Here is a 15,815-nt window from a genome sequence, read left to right on the forward strand (position 1 = left end):
AACTAATCAAAGGAGAGATACACATGGCAAATGTAAAATTAGCGGTGATTTACTACAGTTCTACAGGTACCAACTACCAAATGGCTCAATGGGCTGAAGATGCAGCGAAACAGGCAGGAGCGGAAGTGAAGCTTGTGCGTGTTCCTGAAACGGCACCTATGGAAGCTATCGAACAGAATCCTTCCTGGAAAGAACATTATTTAGCAACTAAAGATGTTGTAACGGAAGCAAAGATTGATGATCTAGACTGGGCAGATGCTATCATTTTCAGTGCTCCAACACGGTTTGGAAATGTACCTGCGCAATTGAAACAATATATGGATCAGGCGGGCGGTCTATGGTTCCAGGGTAAACTTGTAAATAAAGTCGTTAGTGCCATGACCTCCGCACAAAACCCTCATGGCGGTCAGGAAGCCACGCTTCTGAACCTTTATACTACGATGTTCCACTGGGGTGCGATTATTGCCGCTCCAGGCTATAGCGACAATGCCATCTTCGGAGCAGGTGGAAATCCTTATGGAACAAGTGTAAGTGTGGATGGCGAAGGAAACATGAAAGATGATATTGAAGAAGCAGTGCGTCATCAGACTCGTCGTACCATTGACGTAGCCAGCAAATTTGTTAATTAAATTCACGAAAGCCCTCTTCTAAGGAGGGTTTTTTTAATAGGCAGGGATTTCCAAGCTTCATGGGGAAAACCTGCGATAGTGAAAACGTCGTTAGCTGTACTATTTTTCATTTACATAGGAAGCCAACTTGTTATTCACAGGGGTTAAAATATAATGGCCGTTAACGGTGCCAAAATATGGCCGAAATCCATACACTTTCCTCTATCTTCTCTTACTGATTCTGAAAAATCTAAAAAATTTTAATAGATTCAAAATCCTGTCATGACAAGGCTCAATAGGTTTAATCGTAGTTTAAAAAGGGAAAGATATAACTAAATATTCAGAAAACTTATTGCGTTATAAGTTCAAATCCTGCATAATGAAAAAAAGCATGAAGGGGGTATTCTCATGAGAAAGCAAAAGATGGTCTATGTTATTCGTCGCGACCCCGATTACAAAGGGAAAGAGATTACGGCTAAAAGAGAATTGTCCTTTGGTATTCAACTAGCTTCACGGTTGTTCCTTGATCAAATGAGTTTCGAGTTTAATAAGGATCGTTTGGACGAAGAAATTAATCAGGCGATTGACAATGGCGACCGTGCAGAATTCGAACGTTTGAGCTTACAATATACACCTTATACGTGGGAATAATATAAATAGTACCAGGCCACTGCTCATGCAGTGGTTTTTTTTGTGCCGTCCTTTTACATTTACTGTTAATAAATAAGGTGTTATACCGATGTTAATAGTAGATAAGTGATAAAGTCGATATTCATTGGTGAGAGAAGGGGAGAGTTTATGGATAGTCACAATATAGAAACTCTATTCTTGTTAAACAAAATGGAGTTTATTTAAAATTATGGTGTTATCCCTTTTAATTGGTCTGGGTGCTCAGCTGGCAGTAGGGGGCACTCTTCGTTGTGTGCATAGTGAGATCCACTACCAGGGTCATTGATGAATCGGTCAATGAATTCGCTTCACTGAGTGAACAGACATCGGCAGCTATTCAAAAATTGCAAGCATCTGTAGAAAATTATACAAATGGTCAAGCACTGCTGACTTCTACGATCACTAAGACCAACACAACTGTCAATCTGTTAGGAGAAGAAGAGACAGCTTAGTGATTGGAAAGAATGTACACGGTAAACTTCAAAAGTGTTATAGTGAAAATATCATCAAGATTTAGGTGGGTAATGCCGATGAAACAATTATTATTCATTTCTATACTGTTTATGAGCCTTCTGTTAAGTGCATGTTCGCTTTCTGAAACATCGAAAGAAGAGAATGCGCAAGCAGAACCTGCTCCCCCAAGTGATAGAGAAATTGATCTTAAAGAAGAGCCTGCTTTTAAATCTGAAACAGGGGAAGCCAAAACAGGTTCCCAGGAAAAAGAAAGCGGCGAAACTGAACTCAGTGAGGAAAGTTTAACAGTTGTGAATGACCCGGACAGCATACAGGTAGTTGTTAATAAAAACCGAAAGCTCCCGGAAGGATATACCCCACAGGATTTGACGATCCCGGACGTTCCTTTTTATTTTGACGAAGAACTTCCAAAGAAACACATGCGTAAAGAAGCTGCAGACGCGCTGGAAAAGTTATTCCAGGCTGCCGAGAAGGCAGGACAGGACTTAGTGGCTGCTTCTGGTTACCGTTCCTATGAGCGTCAGAAAACTCTTTTTGAGGGATATATAGAAGAGTATGGTGAAGAGAAAGCTAAAACATTTTCTGCCCGTCCCGGCACGAGTGAACACCAGACAGGTCTCGCCATGGACGTTACGTCCGCAAAAATGTCTTTTAAGCTGGACGAATCATTCCGTGAAACCGAAGAAGGTGCCTGGCTTGCTGAGCATGCTCATGAATATGGATTTATTATCCGTTATCCAGAAGGTAAACAAGACATTACAGGCTATACCTATGAACCATGGCATTTAAGATATGTAGGAAAAGATATATCGTCGGATATTCATAAATCAGAAGAAACGCTTGAAGAGTTCTTTGGTCATTATCCTTCTGAGTCATAAAAATCCCCTTCCATGTTAAATGGAAGGGGATTTTTTTAAGGATTAGTAGCAAATTCCTACGCGGTGGTGAACATACTGCTTGTGTAGTAATTCATGAAAAGCAAATAGTGCCGTATCGCCAACGGTCACTTTTTTTCCTTCTTGTGGAAGAAGATCAGCCTCAGCCCTTATTTCACCGACGGCATCTCCATCCGGCAAATAAGTAGGACAAACAATGGTCCAATTAAGACTACTTTTTAGTAAATGCTCATATACTTTGGCATGTTCTTCTGCTGCGAACGTTTTCTTCCGTTTGGATTCGGATGTCTGGAAGCGATACTTACCGGATTCATATCGGCTGTCTAAGATTCCAGCGGTACCAATCGTTACGATACGGTCGATCTGTGCTTCATACATTCCCTTGATGATTTCCGGGACTGCTTTCGTCAGTGTATCTGTTCTATCAGTACTTAAGCCGCTGAACACTAAATCGGCACCTTTCAAGGTTTTCTTAATATCTTCAGGATTCATGGCATCTCCCAGAATGAAATCAGCGCCCGGGATTAATTCGGCTGCCTTGGCTTCATCTCTGACCAGAGCACTAACGTTGTATCCTTCTGCTATAGCCAACCTAAAGACTTCCTGGCCGACTCGGCCGGTTGCGCCAAATATAGCAATTCTCATAATCTCACCTCAAAAAATTTTGTAAAAGTTATATGAAATCCATTTGTTTGATGGAATATTCTGCTAAGCTTAATTAAATACCAAATGGCAGGGGGTACCTCGTTGAAAAAGAAACCTGTAATGAGCTGGATGCTTTATGATTTTGGAAACTCTGCTTTTGCGACAACGGTTATGGCTGCTGTTCTACCTGTTTTTTATTATGATGTAGCAGCTAAAGGGATTGATCAATCGCTTGCCACGAGTTACTGGGGGTATTCCCAATCCATTGCTGTTCTAATCGTAGCAATTCTCGCTCCCATTCTCGGGGCCATTAGTGATTATTCAGCGGCGAAGAAGCGATTTTTAATGTTTTTTGCTTTTATGGGAATGATTGCGAGTGTTCTACTTGCCTTTGTAGGTGAAGGAGATTATTTATTAGCTTCTCTGCTTCTGATCATAGGAACCATCGGTTTTTCAGGCGGTAACGTTTTTTATGACGCATTTCTGCCGGAAGTGTCAGATGAGGAGACAATTGATAAGGTATCGGCGTACGGTTTTGCCTTTGGTTATATAGGTGGCGGGGTGCTGCTAGCAATTAATCTTCTGATGATTATGAAATATGAGTGGTTTGGACTGCCAGACAGTTTGGCTGGTACACAGCTCGCTTTTGTTTCTGTGGGTGTGTGGTGGCTGTTCTTTTCCATTCCTTTATTTAAGAACATTGTAGAAGAAAAAAAGATCTATGATAAGCGCACATCATCTTATATTTCCATCGGTTTTAATCGGGTAGGGAAAACGTTTAAAGAGTTAAAGCATTTCAAACAGCTGCTATTATTCCTTTTTGCTTTCTGGTTATACAACGACGGTATCTCCACAATTATTAAGATGGCGACTATTTATGGAAGAGATATAGGAATTGACAGCACAGCTCTCATTACAGCTCTTCTAATTACTCAATTTGTCGGGATTCCTTTTGCCTTTTTCTTTGGGTGGCTTGCTAAAAAAATTACCGCGAAGCGTGCTTTGATGCTTGCTTTGTTCATCTATCTTGCGATTGTGGGTCTTGGGTACTTCATGACGACTGCCCTTCATTTTTATATACTCGCCGTATGTGTGGGATTTGTGCAGGGAGGGGCTCAGTCTTTAAGCCGTTCGATCTTTGGCAGGATGGTTCCAGGAGATCGGCATGCGGAATTCTTTGGATTTTACGGCATATCATCAAAATTCGCGGCTATATTTGGACCTTTCGTGTTTGCCCTTGTCGGCCAGCTGACAGGTTCCAGCCGGTTAGGGATTTTATCGCTTATCATATTTTTCGTTGTCGGAATCCTTTTATTGAATAAGGTGGACATCGAAAAAGGTATGAAAGAAGCTGAAGCATATACCGATCCCGAAAAAGAGCCGGTCATCCATACGTAAGAGGGGAACATGTTCCTCTCTTTTTTTGTTTTTAAGCTTTTGAAGGTTTTAATTGATTCTCCAAAAAAACTTATTAAACAATCGGGCCGGATTGTGGAAGACTTAGTTTCGAGATATCTTGGCTCCGTTGCCAAAATAGATAAGGGTGACTACAGAAACTACTCGTTTTCCTGCGGCCCTACACGAAGTAGGGTCTATCGACGTTGCCACAGGAGGTGGCGATCTTAGTCGATCCTCCTTTTACCATAAGCCTCCTCGTTCGTTTCACTCCCTGTGGGGTCTCGCCTAGCTCCTTCTCCCGCGGGAGTCTCCTTGTTTCCTTCGCCACCCTATGATTGAAGAGTGAACGGACCCTTCTATAGGCGAAAAGGGGGCTTATCTTTAATATTAACTTGTAGATTTAATAGGAGTTTTTTTATAGGGGAGGTCCATATTTTGCGGACCATTCATCTTTCAGCATGCTGTACACACATGAATCGCGCCAGCTTCCTTTAACAAGAATATTCTGGCGCAACTTTCCTTCCAGTATCATCCCGATTTTTTCCAGAACATTAAGTGAAGCAATATTGTCCGGACTACAATTGGCCTCTACCCGGTGCAGTTCACATCTCTCAAAACTGTGCTTTAATATTAGGTGAGCGGCTTCGGTCGCGTAGCCTTTCCCCCAGTGGTCAGGATGAATAATAAAGCCGATCTCTCCAACACCATCCCAATCAATTATATTCATCTCAATGTTTCCGACAACTCTCCCGGACTCTTTGTTGATTATCGCAAATACAAAGCGGCTGCGATGCCTAACCTCCCGATCACGTATGGCCTGCTGGACGAAAAATATCGAATCCTGTTCATTATTTGGTCCCCATGGCTGGAATTTACAGGCCTCTTCATTAGAAGCGTAAGTATGCAGAGACTCCCAGTCATCTGGCACAATCTCTCGTAAATACAAATGCTCTCCTTCTTCAAGGATATTCATACTGCTCTCACTCCACGATTAAGGTCTGATTTCACTTCCAAGTATGGTAAGCTTCCATCCAAACATCAGGAGATTCTTTGACCATATACGTTTTCACACCACGGTATGTGTGCAGATACAACAGCCCATAGCTGTCGGAAAAGGGTTTGTAAGAGACATCAAAAATATCTTTCAGCTGATAGGTCTCCGTTGGAGTTATCACTTTAGTATCATAAAGATCCAAAGTCGAATGTTCCTCTTGATAAAGTTGCTGATTATCTTTAATGACTCGTGTCTGCCAAACAATTGGCTGAGAATAAAACAAGCGAATCTCCCTTTCTTAAATTAATTGCCTTTATATAGTATACCCCAATTCAAGGCCTCTGTATCAATTTGTCTAATTTTGTCAATTGATTAAGAATAATAAATGTGAATGGCTTTCCTTATATGTTCTTTTATATTAGGATGGTAAAGGTGATTTTGCACAACCTAATCCTAATTGGAGGAACCATTATGAGTGATCGCAATAAAGGAATTCTATTACTGCTTATATCTGCCTTCGGGTTTTCAATGATGGCCGCGTTAGTAAAACTATCGGGGGATGTACCAACCGTACAAAAAACATTGTTTCGGAATCTCGTCTCTGCCATCATAGCTTTTGGATTCGTTCTATATAATAAGGAGCGTTTATTCGGAAAAAAAGAAAACCAAAAACTTCTTCTATCCCGCTCCGCCCTAGGTACCATTGGAATGGTCCTATTTTTTTACGCGATTGATAATCTAGTCCTGTCCGACGCGGATATGCTGAATAAATTGAGCCCGTTTCTGCTGATTATCTTTTCTGCTATCTTTCTGAAGGAAAGGGCACGTCTGTATCAAATCGTATCTATTATAATTGCTTTTATCGGTACTCTTTTTATCATCAAACCGGCCTTTTCTGTAGAGTTCATTCCTTATCTTGCCGGAGTATTTTCAGCCGTTTTTGCAGCAGGTGCCTACACGTTGCTTCGTGTTTTGGGGGATAAAGAGAAATTTTATACGATCGTTTTTTATTTCTCGTTTTTCACAACGGTTTCTCTTCTCCCATTTACGATAGCTTTTTATGAGCCCATGTCGTTAGAGCAATGGATTTACCTACTATCCGCCGGCGGATTTGCTACGCTCGGGCAGTTTGGGTTAACCATAGCCTATAAATTTGCTCCTGCCAGAGAAATTTCAATCTTTTTCTATTCCACAGTGGTTTATTCCGCCCTGATCAGTATCTTCCTGTTTGGACAGGTGCCTGATTGGCTCAGCATTTTAGGCTATATAACGATCTTTGGAGCATCCTTTTACATGTTCCTTAAGAATAATCAAAACGCTAAAGTTCAGCATTCTAAAGCTTAAGTGGAAGACCTTCCTTTCGTGCAGAAAGGAAGGTTTTTTGTATAGTATTCTATTTCCCTTGACAACAGCATTTAACACTTTAGTAATTATAGATTAGTGAACCCATAATCGTGGTATTTTTTACTAATGACTTTATAAAACTTTTTTTATTTGTCTTTCCTATAAGCTGCACCATTTTTTTAAGGAGAAATAACCCGCTTCTTTGGCTCTGCACGGTGCAGGATTATACGACTTTGCCACACCACCAGCTTCGGATAAGAATCCGCTAGTTATTTAAAGGAAGTCTGATTAGTCAACTACTGTTTGGAAGGAGTGTCCTGTATGCATACCACACCATTTATTTTACTATTGTTCATTGGCTATCTTATTTTTACAATGGATAAGAAAAAAGAAGATTTGCCCGTGCCGCCTGTCCTTACAGTTATAGGAATTGGTCTCTTCTTCATTCCCTACTTTTCGTCCATAGAGGTTACCGAGAATTTAATCTATCATATATTCTTGCCGGGACTACTGTTTACTTCTGCTTATCGCTTCCCTCCTTCTGCACTTAAGGAGAATGGAGGTATTATCGGTTGCTTCGCAACGATTGGTCTTATGCTTACGGTTATTCTACTCGGGTCCATTATATTCGTTATGAGCACACCATTTGTATCTCTGTCGTTTGCAGGGGCGATCTTAATTGCCGCCATGCTAACGCCCACAGACCCAGTGTCCGTGTCCTCCATTTTAAAGCAGTCTTCTGGAGATGAAACGATGGCTGACGTGGTGGAGGGAGAGTCCTTAATAAATGATGGAACAAGCATTGTTATATTCTCAGTCGTTTCAGGGATTTTCCTTAATGATGAACCCTTTTCTTTCAGTTCCTTTTTAGGAGAGTTCTTGCTTGTCTCTCTCGGTGGCATTTTCGTTGGATTATTGTTTGGCTGGCTGTTCAGTAAAGCTATCCACTTTACCCATCATAAAGAATACCAGGTGATGCTCAGTATTGTAGTGGCTTATGGCATTTTTAACCTTGCTGAATTTCTGCATCTTTCCGGTGTATTAGCTACTGTATTTGCTGGAATTATGCTTTCTTTTGAGTTTGGACGGACAATTAAAGAGGATCATTTCCGTGAGTCGCTCGATAATTTCTGGGGCATTGTAGAGATTTCTATTCTTTCACTATTGTTTTTACTCATTGGTATTGTTTCCGCTGATCATCTGTCCTTTAACTATTGGTGGCTGGCTGTATTAATCTTCCTTGCATCCATTATCGTCCGCTTTATAATCATAGCTGGAACAATCCAGATCTTTCCGAAGTGGCGGCGTAAAATCGGCTGGCGTAAGTCCTTTCTTCTCAGCTGGTCCGGTTTAAAAGGAACCATGTCTGTATTTCTTATTTTAAGCCTTTCGACCCAGGGTGGAGACAAAACGGATGTTCTGCTTTCATTAACATTCGCAGCTGTCCTGCTCTCCCTGGTTATTCAAAGTATTGGAATCTATCCACTATCGAAGCGGTTGCTAAAATAAAAAGCCTCTCTAGTTAATGGGAAAGATAGTTTTCATAAAAGACTTTTTAAACAATAGGGCCGTTTAGTGTAAGACTCGAATTCGAGATAAATCTGGGTCCGTTACTTAAAAAGGTATAGGGTTGGTGGGGAAATAACGGACCCTTCCAAAAAAGTGAATGCTCTCCTTCTAAATAGGCCCTAAATGCTTCTATGACAAGCTTTTCCACATCGCGCTAGCATGAAAATACACGCCTCATCCCATGCTTTTTTCTCACCAAGCAAACCGTGTATGAAGTGGTTTCGAGTTTCTGATTCGGACAGGTCCGGAGGGGGAAGATGCAGACTCCTCGGTTAAAAGCGGAAGCACCTTGGGCAGCGGCGTATGGACTGGACTGAGCTAACGGAGATAAAGAAAACACGAAGAGCGGAGCGATTCGATGTTGCCTTATCGTACAGAAGCGAGGGAAGTCTCACTAGACGCTAGGTGCTGGAGCTGGATAGCACTCCTTGTCGTTTATGCCCTGATGTAAGCTTAGAATTAATAAAAGTGTAAGAACGGGATGAACATGATTCGGTAAGATCCCGCAGGGCTGTTAAGCCCGAGGAAGCTTACCACAAGGGATGTTCGACTAAGATCGCCACGTCCTGTGGCAACGTCGAACGACCCTGCGTCGTGCAGGGCCGGAAAGCGAAATCGTCCCCCGGAGGGCCTAATTCTCACAAAAGTCTCGAAACTGAGTCTTACAGTATCGGTAGCTTTACTTTAAAATCAATATGGCAGATTTAAGAAGGGAAAAATTGCATTTTAATTGGAAGCTGGACAGGGGATATTCAGCTCTTCTGTACTTCCATAGATAGAGTGCACAAATCTCCAATGGAAAAAGTTAAAAGAAGAATAATAAGGAGGTAGAAGAATGAATTCTTTATTTATTTCAATCATTATTATGGCTATAAGTGTAGCAGCACTGTTTCTCGTGTTCATACTTGTTCTTCTAAAAAGGAGTAACAATAAGAAATGAACATGAGCGTCAGATATAATAAGCCCAACTGATAATTAACAGTTGGGCTTATTAAGTATGAAAAAATTATTTCAAGTGTCTTGTTTTAATTTCTTTAGAAGTTCCAAAGTGTTTTCATATTCCTTTTCCAAGAGTATTCGATCTTCATTCACACCCGGCATACTTAATCGACTGATGAGTTCGGACAACTTAGTTTCCAAAGTCATCAGATTGTACACTTCTTCCTCTGCTTTCTGGGATTTGTGCAAGGCTTCCTGCCATTCTTGCCACGTTCCATCAAAATGGTTAAGTTTTTCCTGTTCGATGATCCATAGTTGATCCGCTGTTTTTTCCACAAATGTTCGGTCATGGGTCACGTACAAAATCGTTCCCGGATAATCCTGTACCAATTTTTCCAAAGCTTCTATAGCTTCTACATCCAAATGATTGGTCGGTTCATCTAAAATAAGCAGCTGTGCTTCGCTGACCAGCATCCTGGCCAAAACAAGCTTTACTCGTTCTCCGCCGCTTAATACCTGGATTTTTTTATGGATATCCTGCTCATAAAATCTAAGTCGGGCCAGGATAATTCGAATCACGGATTCTTCTAAACGACTCGTTTTCGAAACATAGTTTAAAACCGTTTCTTCATCCGGAAGTGCTCCCATATTCTGATGAAAATATTCTGTCTTAACTCCTTTTGCAAACAAATCCTTCTGATGAGCAAGCAAGTACTGCAGGAAAGTAGATTTACCTGCTCCGTTTGCTCCGATAAATGCGGTCTTTGAACCCGTTTTCAACAAAACATCGTCTATATGAAAAAGAAATTTATTCCCAACTTTGATACTTACCTCTCTTACCTGACAGATATACTTGTTGTGTATTTTATCCAGGTGTTCCATTTCCAGCTTAACCTGATCCCATTCAAATGGTTTATCAGTACGCTCTAAACGTTCCAGGCGGCGTTCGAGTGTTTTCCCTGAACGCTCCACCTTTTTTTGTCGAGCAGCCGCTTTATTTTTTCCGAGCTGCCACTCAGAATTTCCCATACGCCTGGGTGGTTTCCTCATCCCTTTAGATTGGATACGTTTCTGCTCTCTCCGATTTTCAATTCGTTTCTTTTCCTGAAGATACTGTGTATGCTTCTCCATCTGCTGCTCTCGTTCCTGTTCCTTTTGTTGCAGATAAAAGGAATAGTTTCCATTAAACACCTTGAGCTTTCCTTTCTCCAACTCCCAGATTTTATGGCACGTGCGGTCCAGAAGTGTTCGATCATGAGAGACGATAACGCAGGCACCGGGATGCTTCTGCAGCCGCTCCTCTAACGCTTCCACCCGCGACCAGTCTAAATCATTCGTCGGTTCATCTAGAAACAATAGCCGGGCCGCATCCTGAAAGATAGCGTCAAGCTTGGCAAGCGTACGTTCACCCCCGCTTTGACGCTCTTCCTTTGTCTCCTCATGAATTTGATCTAATCGGTCATAAGCTGTGTGCCATTTAACCTGAGGACTCACATCCAGTTCTCCAGCTAAATAGCGAAGGAGCATGGTCTTCCCCTGACCGTTCCTCCCCACTAAACCGATTTTTTCTCCCTCGTGAATAGCTAATTCTTTTATATCCAGCAATGTTCGCTCGCCAATCGAATAATTAATATTCTTTGCTTTCATTAACAACATAAATAGACCTCCCTGTACGCTCCAGAGAAGTCTTAGTCTGCTGCTTCGAACACCTCTAAGAAAACATAAAGGTGCCCAAAAGCCAACGTTTAAAGAAAGACAGACTAATCCTGTATCTGGAACGAGTAAAATTTCTTATTTACATACTCGTATAGTGACAGGATTAGTACTTCATCGCTTTAAACGTCAGTCCCTTCTATTTCATCTTCGTTTATTATATGATGAACGGGAGCAGTGTTGCAAGAAAATTCAGAAAGGATGGTTCAGCATGGGGAAGGTCGTATTATACATTGCCCAAAGTCTGGATGGTTACATTTCCAGAGAGGACGGTTCTATTGACTGGCTGTGGGATGGACAGGAGAGTGGAACCGATTATGGATTTGAAGCGTTTTTTAAGCAAATGGACATCGTAATCCTGGGGAGAAAAACCTACGAACAAATCTTTCAATTAGCTGACGAGTTTCCTTATCAAACAAAAGATGTTTATGTAGTAAGCCGCACTAAAGAAGGTCACGATTCCTATGCCAGCTTTATTCAGCCTGAACAAATCCTTCCATTGTTGAATTTGTTAAAAACAGATAAGAATATCTGGCTTGTGGGCGGTGCTCAACTTATCGATCATTTTATTAGTATGGGACTCATTGATGAATACCATTTGGCGATCCAGCCCACCTTGATCGGCAGTGGAATTCCTCTGTTCAAGCCGCATCAAAAAGAGCAGCAGCTCGATTTATTGAATACCGAAAAGTTCGATGATGGGATGATTGTACTTACCTATCAGCTTAAATAGGAAGAGTACTCTAAGACCTACTATTAGCTAATCCCCCTTCGCACTTTTATTAATAGCTCGTTAAACTTCCTTGTTGATTTTAAAGTTAAGCTCCCTTTTCTGTAAGACTTGATTTCGAGATATTGGTTATGAGGAAGGTCCTGCGGGGGACGATTTCGCTTTCCGCGGTCATGTGCTGAGCTTCCTCGGGCTTAACAGCCCTGCGGGATCTCACCGATCATGTTCATCCCGCAGGAGTCTACATCGTCCCCCTCCGGACCTGGCCAAATAGGGAGCTCGATACTCTACGAAGTTACCCTTTAAATATAGATAGGTAATCCAGGAGCATTCCAATGTATTTAAGTGTAAAACCCCGCTATATAAGCATTTAAGGCTGATGCAGGACGCTTACTTCTCTTATAAGAAGGGCCGTTTTATCCAATATTGGCTGGGTGGCGAAGGAAATGACGAGACTCCCGCGGGAGAAGGAGCTAGGCGAGACCCCACAGGGAGTGTCAACGACCGAGGAGGCTTGCCAGTTCCCCCGCAGGAAAGCGAGTTGTTTCCGTAGCCACCCTTATCTATTTGGCAACGGACCCAAGATATCTCGAAACTGAGTCTTACAGTAACCGGCCCTATTGTGTAATAAGCTTCTTATAAAAAATCAACAGATATAAAGCGCATGCAGGAAAAGGAGGAATCTTATGTTTCCAGATAAATTAAAACAAGGGGATGAACTACGGGTGATCTCCCCTGCTGAAAGCCTAGCTATTATTGCTGATGATCAGCGAAAACTCGCGATTCAGCGCTTAGAGCAGCTTGGTGTCCGTGTTACTTATAGTACATATGCAGAGACACACGATGAATCCGCTCTTTCCCAATCCATTGAAAAAAGGGTAGCTGATCTTCATGAAGCTTTTAATGATGATCGCGTTACAATGATCCTTACTACTATTGGAGGTTTTGACAGCAACCAGCTGCTCCGATATTTGGATTATGATCTTATCCGTCAAAACCCAAAAATCCTCTGCGGCTTTTCGGACATCACGGTTCTTTCGAATGCCATTTATCAAAAGACTGGACTCGTGACCTATAACGGCCCTCATTTTTCTACATTTGGAATGAAAAAAGGAATTGAATACACGTGGGAACATTTTCGCCAGGTGTTTACTCAAACAAATCCTTACTATATAGAGCACGCGGATCACTGGAGTGACGACCGCTGGTTCCTGGATCAGGAGAACCGCCATTTTTATAAGAATGAAGGATACGCTGTTATTAACGAAGGCACTGCCACAGGTAAAACGCTTGGAGGAAATTTATGTACACTGAACCTCCTTCAAGGAACAGAATTTATGCCTGCACTTGAGGACACCATCCTTTTTTTAGAGGATGATGAATTGACCATTCCGCAAACCTTTGACAGGGACTTACAGTCTCTGATTCATCAGCCTGGATTTGAAAAGGTGAAGGGACTTGTGATCGGTCGTTTTCAAAAAGAATCAAACGTAAGCCTGAAACATATCCATCAGATCATTAAATCCAAGCAGGAACTCTCAGGCATCCCCGTCATTGCTCAAGCTAGCTTCGGCCATACCACTCCGCAGTTTACCTTTCCTATTGGAGGTAAGGCTGCCATTCGGGCCTCCGGACAAAAAGCTTCCATTGAGATGATTCAGTATTAACAGTACCTACCCCAGCATACAAAAGGACGGGCTCACCCGTCCTTTCTGCTGGCTTATTCGTTAACCAAATCATACACCTTGTACACTTTGCCGTTCTCGATATCTTTTGGATCATTAATCAGATCCATAAGAATTGAAGCTACTTCGTGAGGGGATCTCAGCTGACCTTCTTCTTTCATCTGCTTAAATTTATCCACGTCCTTAAACTCCTCTTTAGAAGACGCACGTATTTCTTCTTGCATATCCGTGTCCATGACTCCAGGGCTGAAAGCCAATATTACATGATTGTTCCCTTCCTGTTCAAAAGCCAGAGTGGAAGTAAATCGATTAATAGCTGCTTTTGCACTGCTATATGTACTCCACCCATGAACCGAACGCTCAGCTGCTCCGGAAGTTATATTAATGATAGAGGTACCGATGTCTTTTTTGTCCGCTTCTGCGAGACATCGATTAGCCAAGAGAATAGGAGCTGTCACGTTCACTTGAAAATGCTTGTGAACGGAAGAAGGCTCTAGTTGGCCCACAGGTTTAATCGGCTCAATCATTCCTGCATTATTCACTACATATACATAATGGGTGTCTTCGTGAAATACTTCGTTAACAATCTGTTCGAGCCCCTCTTCCAATTGAATGGGATCACTCAAGTCACAGGAGACGTGGGTATAGCTCACCTTTCTTTCATCAGCCAGCTTCTGTAAAGACTTGTTTTCGTTTCTTGATACAGAGATTAAGTGAACATTTTTTTCAATAAACTGTTTTGCAATGGACTCCCCAAGTCCACGTGATGTTCCGGTAACAATAGCATACTGCATAAATTAATCCTCCTTATATCTGCTATTTGTTATTATTCCCGACTTCTTGGATAGAAAACCTAACCGCGCCCGCGGACTGCTTTACATCTCAAATAGCAGCGTATATGATAAATGAAGCACGAGTTTCACTGATAGAAGAAGGAGTCTGACATGAAGTATCTCTACTTATTTATTATTTATGTAGGCGGGCTCGTAATCTCAAGCCTGGGGCTTGCCCTGATTATTAAATCTGGTTTAGGCGTAGGCCCGGCTGATAGTATAGCTGTAGGTTTATCTATGCGCTTTCCGGTTACGGTAGGATCCGTTATGATTGCAGCTTTTGTTATTTTACTGCTGGTCAATGCATGGCTTGAAAAAAAGCGCCCGCAGTATGAATCTCTCATCCCGATTATATTACGGGGGCGGACCGTAGATTTGTTTTTATATGGGATGCTTGAAAACGCGAATTATGAAGTATGGTGGACGCAGTGGGGAACGTTTTCCCTTGGATTACTTGCTACGGCTTTGGGCGTTGCTGTTTATTTGCGCACTCCCTTTCCGCGTATCCCGCTCGATCACTTTATGATGATAATGAATGAAAAAACAAAACAGTCCAAAGGCTTTATTCGAATTATAGCAGAATCAGCGATGGCGCTCGTCGGGTATCTCTTAGGCGCTCCCGTAGGCATAGGGACACTAATTGTAGCTTTATTATTAGGCCCCTTTATACAATGGTCTTACTTTTGGGCCCGGCCGATCGCCAGACTGTGGTCAGATTCCGCCCGTTCCTCAAGTGCAGCGGACTGAGCAAACGAAAAAGCGTGAAACTTCATTGTTTCACGCTTTTTCAAACATGTTATTCGTCTGTAAAATTCAGTTTCGTAACCCCAGTTTCCTCTAATTTCTGTTCAATTTTCTCTTCTATTTGCACACGTGCTTCCATCATTTCTTCAGTCATCTTCTCCCGGGACGTTCCATAACGTTCTGCCATTTCCTTATCAGCGAGTTTTTCGACCAGCTTATCCCAGAAGCTGAACTCATCATACTCCTCAACGTACGTATCGAGCAGCTTAGATTCATAATCTACATCCAAATCATAAATGTCCACTTCTTCCTGATGGACAACTCGATCCTCAAGACCCGCTTCTTTATACTTGGCAAGCACAACTTCTCGCACTTCCTCAAAGTCGTCATCCAGTTCCATACGGGTGGAATTAATCATCCATGTGCCCAGATACACGGTCTCCACTAATTTTTCATACTGTTTTTGAGATAGTTCAAGATTAACTTTTCCCATTCTTATTCCTCCATTTCATCAATGGTTCGTTGGAATTATATCATAATTCCTTTCCATATCTCCAAAGAACAAAATAGCGGC

General features: G+C 41.9%; 16 protein-coding genes. 10 read left to right on the forward strand and 6 right to left on the reverse strand.

The window, feature by feature from the left end:
• The first annotated feature begins 23 nt into the window (after positions 1–23).
• The 4 genes from wrbA to ACTWPM_RS11385 all read left to right on the forward strand — a co-directional run bounded on the left by wrbA (position 24) and on the right by ACTWPM_RS11385 (position 2,629).
• The gene (wrbA, locus tag ACTWPM_RS11370; RefSeq protein ID WP_443133160.1) at positions 24–629 is read left to right on the forward strand and encodes an NAD(P)H:quinone oxidoreductase; all 606 of its coding nucleotides are present in this window, start codon (positions 24–26) and stop codon (positions 627–629) included.
• 387 nt (positions 630–1,016) lie between these two features.
• The gene (locus tag ACTWPM_RS11375) at positions 1,017–1,259 is read left to right on the forward strand and encodes an IDEAL domain-containing protein (protein ID WP_014642435.1); all 243 of its coding nucleotides are present in this window, start codon (positions 1,017–1,019) and stop codon (positions 1,257–1,259) included.
• 269 nt (positions 1,260–1,528) lie between these two features.
• Complete coding sequence (locus ACTWPM_RS11380; RefSeq protein WP_443133161.1) at positions 1,529–1,729, forward strand: hypothetical protein; 201 nt, start codon at positions 1,529–1,531, stop codon at positions 1,727–1,729.
• A gap of 78 nt (positions 1,730–1,807) precedes the next feature.
• Entirely contained in the window at positions 1,808–2,629 is an 822-nt protein-coding gene (locus tag ACTWPM_RS11385) for a M15 family metallopeptidase (RefSeq protein ID WP_443133162.1), read from the forward strand.
• A gap of 42 nt (positions 2,630–2,671) precedes the next feature.
• Here the strand turns inward: ACTWPM_RS11385 and ACTWPM_RS11390 are convergent, their stop codons facing one another.
• Positions 2,672–3,292: an NAD(P)-dependent oxidoreductase gene (locus ACTWPM_RS11390; protein ID WP_443133163.1), complete on the reverse strand. Its 621-nt coding sequence runs from the start codon at positions 3,290–3,292 to the stop codon at positions 2,672–2,674.
• A gap of 102 nt (positions 3,293–3,394) precedes the next feature.
• Between ACTWPM_RS11390 and ACTWPM_RS11395 the strand changes: the two genes are divergently transcribed.
• The gene (locus tag ACTWPM_RS11395) at positions 3,395–4,690 is read left to right on the forward strand and encodes an MFS transporter (RefSeq protein WP_443133164.1); all 1,296 of its coding nucleotides are present in this window, start codon (positions 3,395–3,397) and stop codon (positions 4,688–4,690) included.
• A gap of 415 nt (positions 4,691–5,105) precedes the next feature.
• Here the strand turns inward: ACTWPM_RS11395 and ACTWPM_RS11400 are convergent, their stop codons facing one another.
• Both ACTWPM_RS11400 and ACTWPM_RS11405 read right to left on the reverse strand, forming a co-directional pair.
• Positions 5,106–5,663 (reverse strand): GNAT family N-acetyltransferase, encoded by a 558-nt coding sequence (locus ACTWPM_RS11400; RefSeq protein ID WP_443133165.1) that lies wholly within the window; start codon positions 5,661–5,663, stop codon positions 5,106–5,108.
• A 31-nt stretch (positions 5,664–5,694) separates the two neighbouring features.
• Entirely contained in the window at positions 5,695–5,967 is a 273-nt protein-coding gene (locus ACTWPM_RS11405) for a hypothetical protein (RefSeq protein WP_443133166.1), read from the reverse strand.
• Between the two features lie 188 nt (positions 5,968–6,155).
• On the opposite strand from ACTWPM_RS11405, the gene ACTWPM_RS11410 reads away from it, so the two are divergent.
• Positions 6,156–7,028, forward strand: a complete 873-nt coding sequence (locus ACTWPM_RS11410; RefSeq protein ID WP_443133167.1) for a DMT family transporter — start codon at positions 6,156–6,158, stop codon at positions 7,026–7,028.
• Between the two features lie 321 nt (positions 7,029–7,349).
• A complete protein-coding gene (locus ACTWPM_RS11415) occupies positions 7,350–8,537 on the forward strand; it encodes a cation:proton antiporter (protein WP_443133168.1) in 1,188 nt (395 codons plus the stop codon).
• 1,071 nt (positions 8,538–9,608) lie between these two features.
• Here the strand turns inward: ACTWPM_RS11415 and abc-f are convergent.
• Complete coding sequence (gene abc-f, locus ACTWPM_RS11420) at positions 9,609–11,192, reverse strand: ribosomal protection-like ABC-F family protein (RefSeq protein WP_443133169.1); 1,584 nt, start codon at positions 11,190–11,192, stop codon at positions 9,609–9,611.
• A 268-nt stretch (positions 11,193–11,460) separates the two neighbouring features.
• Here abc-f and ACTWPM_RS11425 point away from each other — a divergent pair, with 268 nt between their 5' ends.
• Together ACTWPM_RS11425 and ACTWPM_RS11430 are read left to right on the forward strand one after the other, a co-directional pair.
• Positions 11,461–11,982, forward strand: coding sequence for a dihydrofolate reductase family protein (locus ACTWPM_RS11425; RefSeq protein WP_443133170.1), 522 nt, complete (start codon positions 11,461–11,463; stop codon positions 11,980–11,982).
• Between the two features lie 683 nt (positions 11,983–12,665).
• The gene (locus ACTWPM_RS11430; protein WP_443133171.1) at positions 12,666–13,646 is read left to right on the forward strand and encodes a S66 family peptidase; all 981 of its coding nucleotides are present in this window, start codon (positions 12,666–12,668) and stop codon (positions 13,644–13,646) included.
• A 53-nt stretch (positions 13,647–13,699) separates the two neighbouring features.
• Here the strand turns inward: ACTWPM_RS11430 and ACTWPM_RS11435 are convergent, their stop codons facing one another.
• Positions 13,700–14,458 carry a (S)-benzoin forming benzil reductase gene (locus ACTWPM_RS11435; protein WP_443133172.1) on the reverse strand — a complete coding sequence of 253 codons (759 nt, stop codon included), beginning with the start codon at positions 14,456–14,458 and terminating at the stop codon, positions 13,700–13,702.
• 150 nt (positions 14,459–14,608) lie between these two features.
• Here ACTWPM_RS11435 and ACTWPM_RS11440 point away from each other — a divergent pair, with 150 nt between their 5' ends.
• The gene (locus tag ACTWPM_RS11440) at positions 14,609–15,244 is read left to right on the forward strand and encodes a YczE/YyaS/YitT family protein (protein ID WP_443133173.1); all 636 of its coding nucleotides are present in this window, start codon (positions 14,609–14,611) and stop codon (positions 15,242–15,244) included.
• A gap of 49 nt (positions 15,245–15,293) precedes the next feature.
• Here ACTWPM_RS11440 and ACTWPM_RS11445 read toward each other — a convergent pair whose 3' ends face one another.
• The gene (locus ACTWPM_RS11445) at positions 15,294–15,734 is read right to left on the reverse strand and encodes a hypothetical protein (protein WP_443133174.1); all 441 of its coding nucleotides are present in this window, start codon (positions 15,732–15,734) and stop codon (positions 15,294–15,296) included.
• Between the last annotated feature and the right edge of the window lie 81 nt (positions 15,735–15,815).

The organism is Halobacillus sp. K22, assembly GCF_052246795.1.
In the GTDB taxonomy this organism is placed as follows: Bacteria; Bacillota; Bacilli; order Bacillales; family Halobacillaceae; genus Halobacillus.

What these genes read in the sequence shown, in the direction of transcription:
- wrbA (WP_443133160.1), top strand. Translation starts at nt 24, where the DNA reads ATGGCAAATGTAAAATTAGCGGTGATTTACTACAGTTCTACAGGTACC.
- ACTWPM_RS11375 (WP_014642435.1), top strand. Translation starts at nt 1,017, where the DNA reads ATGAGAAAGCAAAAGATGGTCTATGTTATTCGTCGCGACCCCGATTAC.
- ACTWPM_RS11385 (WP_443133162.1), top strand. Translation starts at nt 1,808, where the DNA reads ATGAAACAATTATTATTCATTTCTATACTGTTTATGAGCCTTCTGTTA.
- ACTWPM_RS11390 (WP_443133163.1), bottom strand. Translation starts at nt 3,292, where the DNA reads ATGAGAATTGCTATATTTGGCGCAACCGGCCGAGTCGGCCAGGAAGTC.
- ACTWPM_RS11400 (WP_443133165.1), bottom strand. Translation starts at nt 5,663, where the DNA reads ATGAATATCCTTGAAGAAGGAGAGCATTTGTATTTACGAGAGATTGTG.
- ACTWPM_RS11410 (WP_443133167.1), top strand. Translation starts at nt 6,156, where the DNA reads ATGAGTGATCGCAATAAAGGAATTCTATTACTGCTTATATCTGCCTTC.
- ACTWPM_RS11415 (WP_443133168.1), top strand. Translation starts at nt 7,350, where the DNA reads ATGCATACCACACCATTTATTTTACTATTGTTCATTGGCTATCTTATT.
- abc-f (WP_443133169.1), bottom strand. Translation starts at nt 11,192, where the DNA reads ATGTTGTTAATGAAAGCAAAGAATATTAATTATTCGATTGGCGAGCGA.
- ACTWPM_RS11425 (WP_443133170.1), top strand. Translation starts at nt 11,461, where the DNA reads ATGGGGAAGGTCGTATTATACATTGCCCAAAGTCTGGATGGTTACATT.
- ACTWPM_RS11430 (WP_443133171.1), top strand. Translation starts at nt 12,666, where the DNA reads ATGTTTCCAGATAAATTAAAACAAGGGGATGAACTACGGGTGATCTCC.
- ACTWPM_RS11435 (WP_443133172.1), bottom strand. Translation starts at nt 14,458, where the DNA reads ATGCAGTATGCTATTGTTACCGGAACATCACGTGGACTTGGGGAGTCC.
- ACTWPM_RS11440 (WP_443133173.1), top strand. Translation starts at nt 14,609, where the DNA reads ATGAAGTATCTCTACTTATTTATTATTTATGTAGGCGGGCTCGTAATC.
- ACTWPM_RS11445 (WP_443133174.1), bottom strand. Translation starts at nt 15,734, where the DNA reads ATGGGAAAAGTTAATCTTGAACTATCTCAAAAACAGTATGAAAAATTA.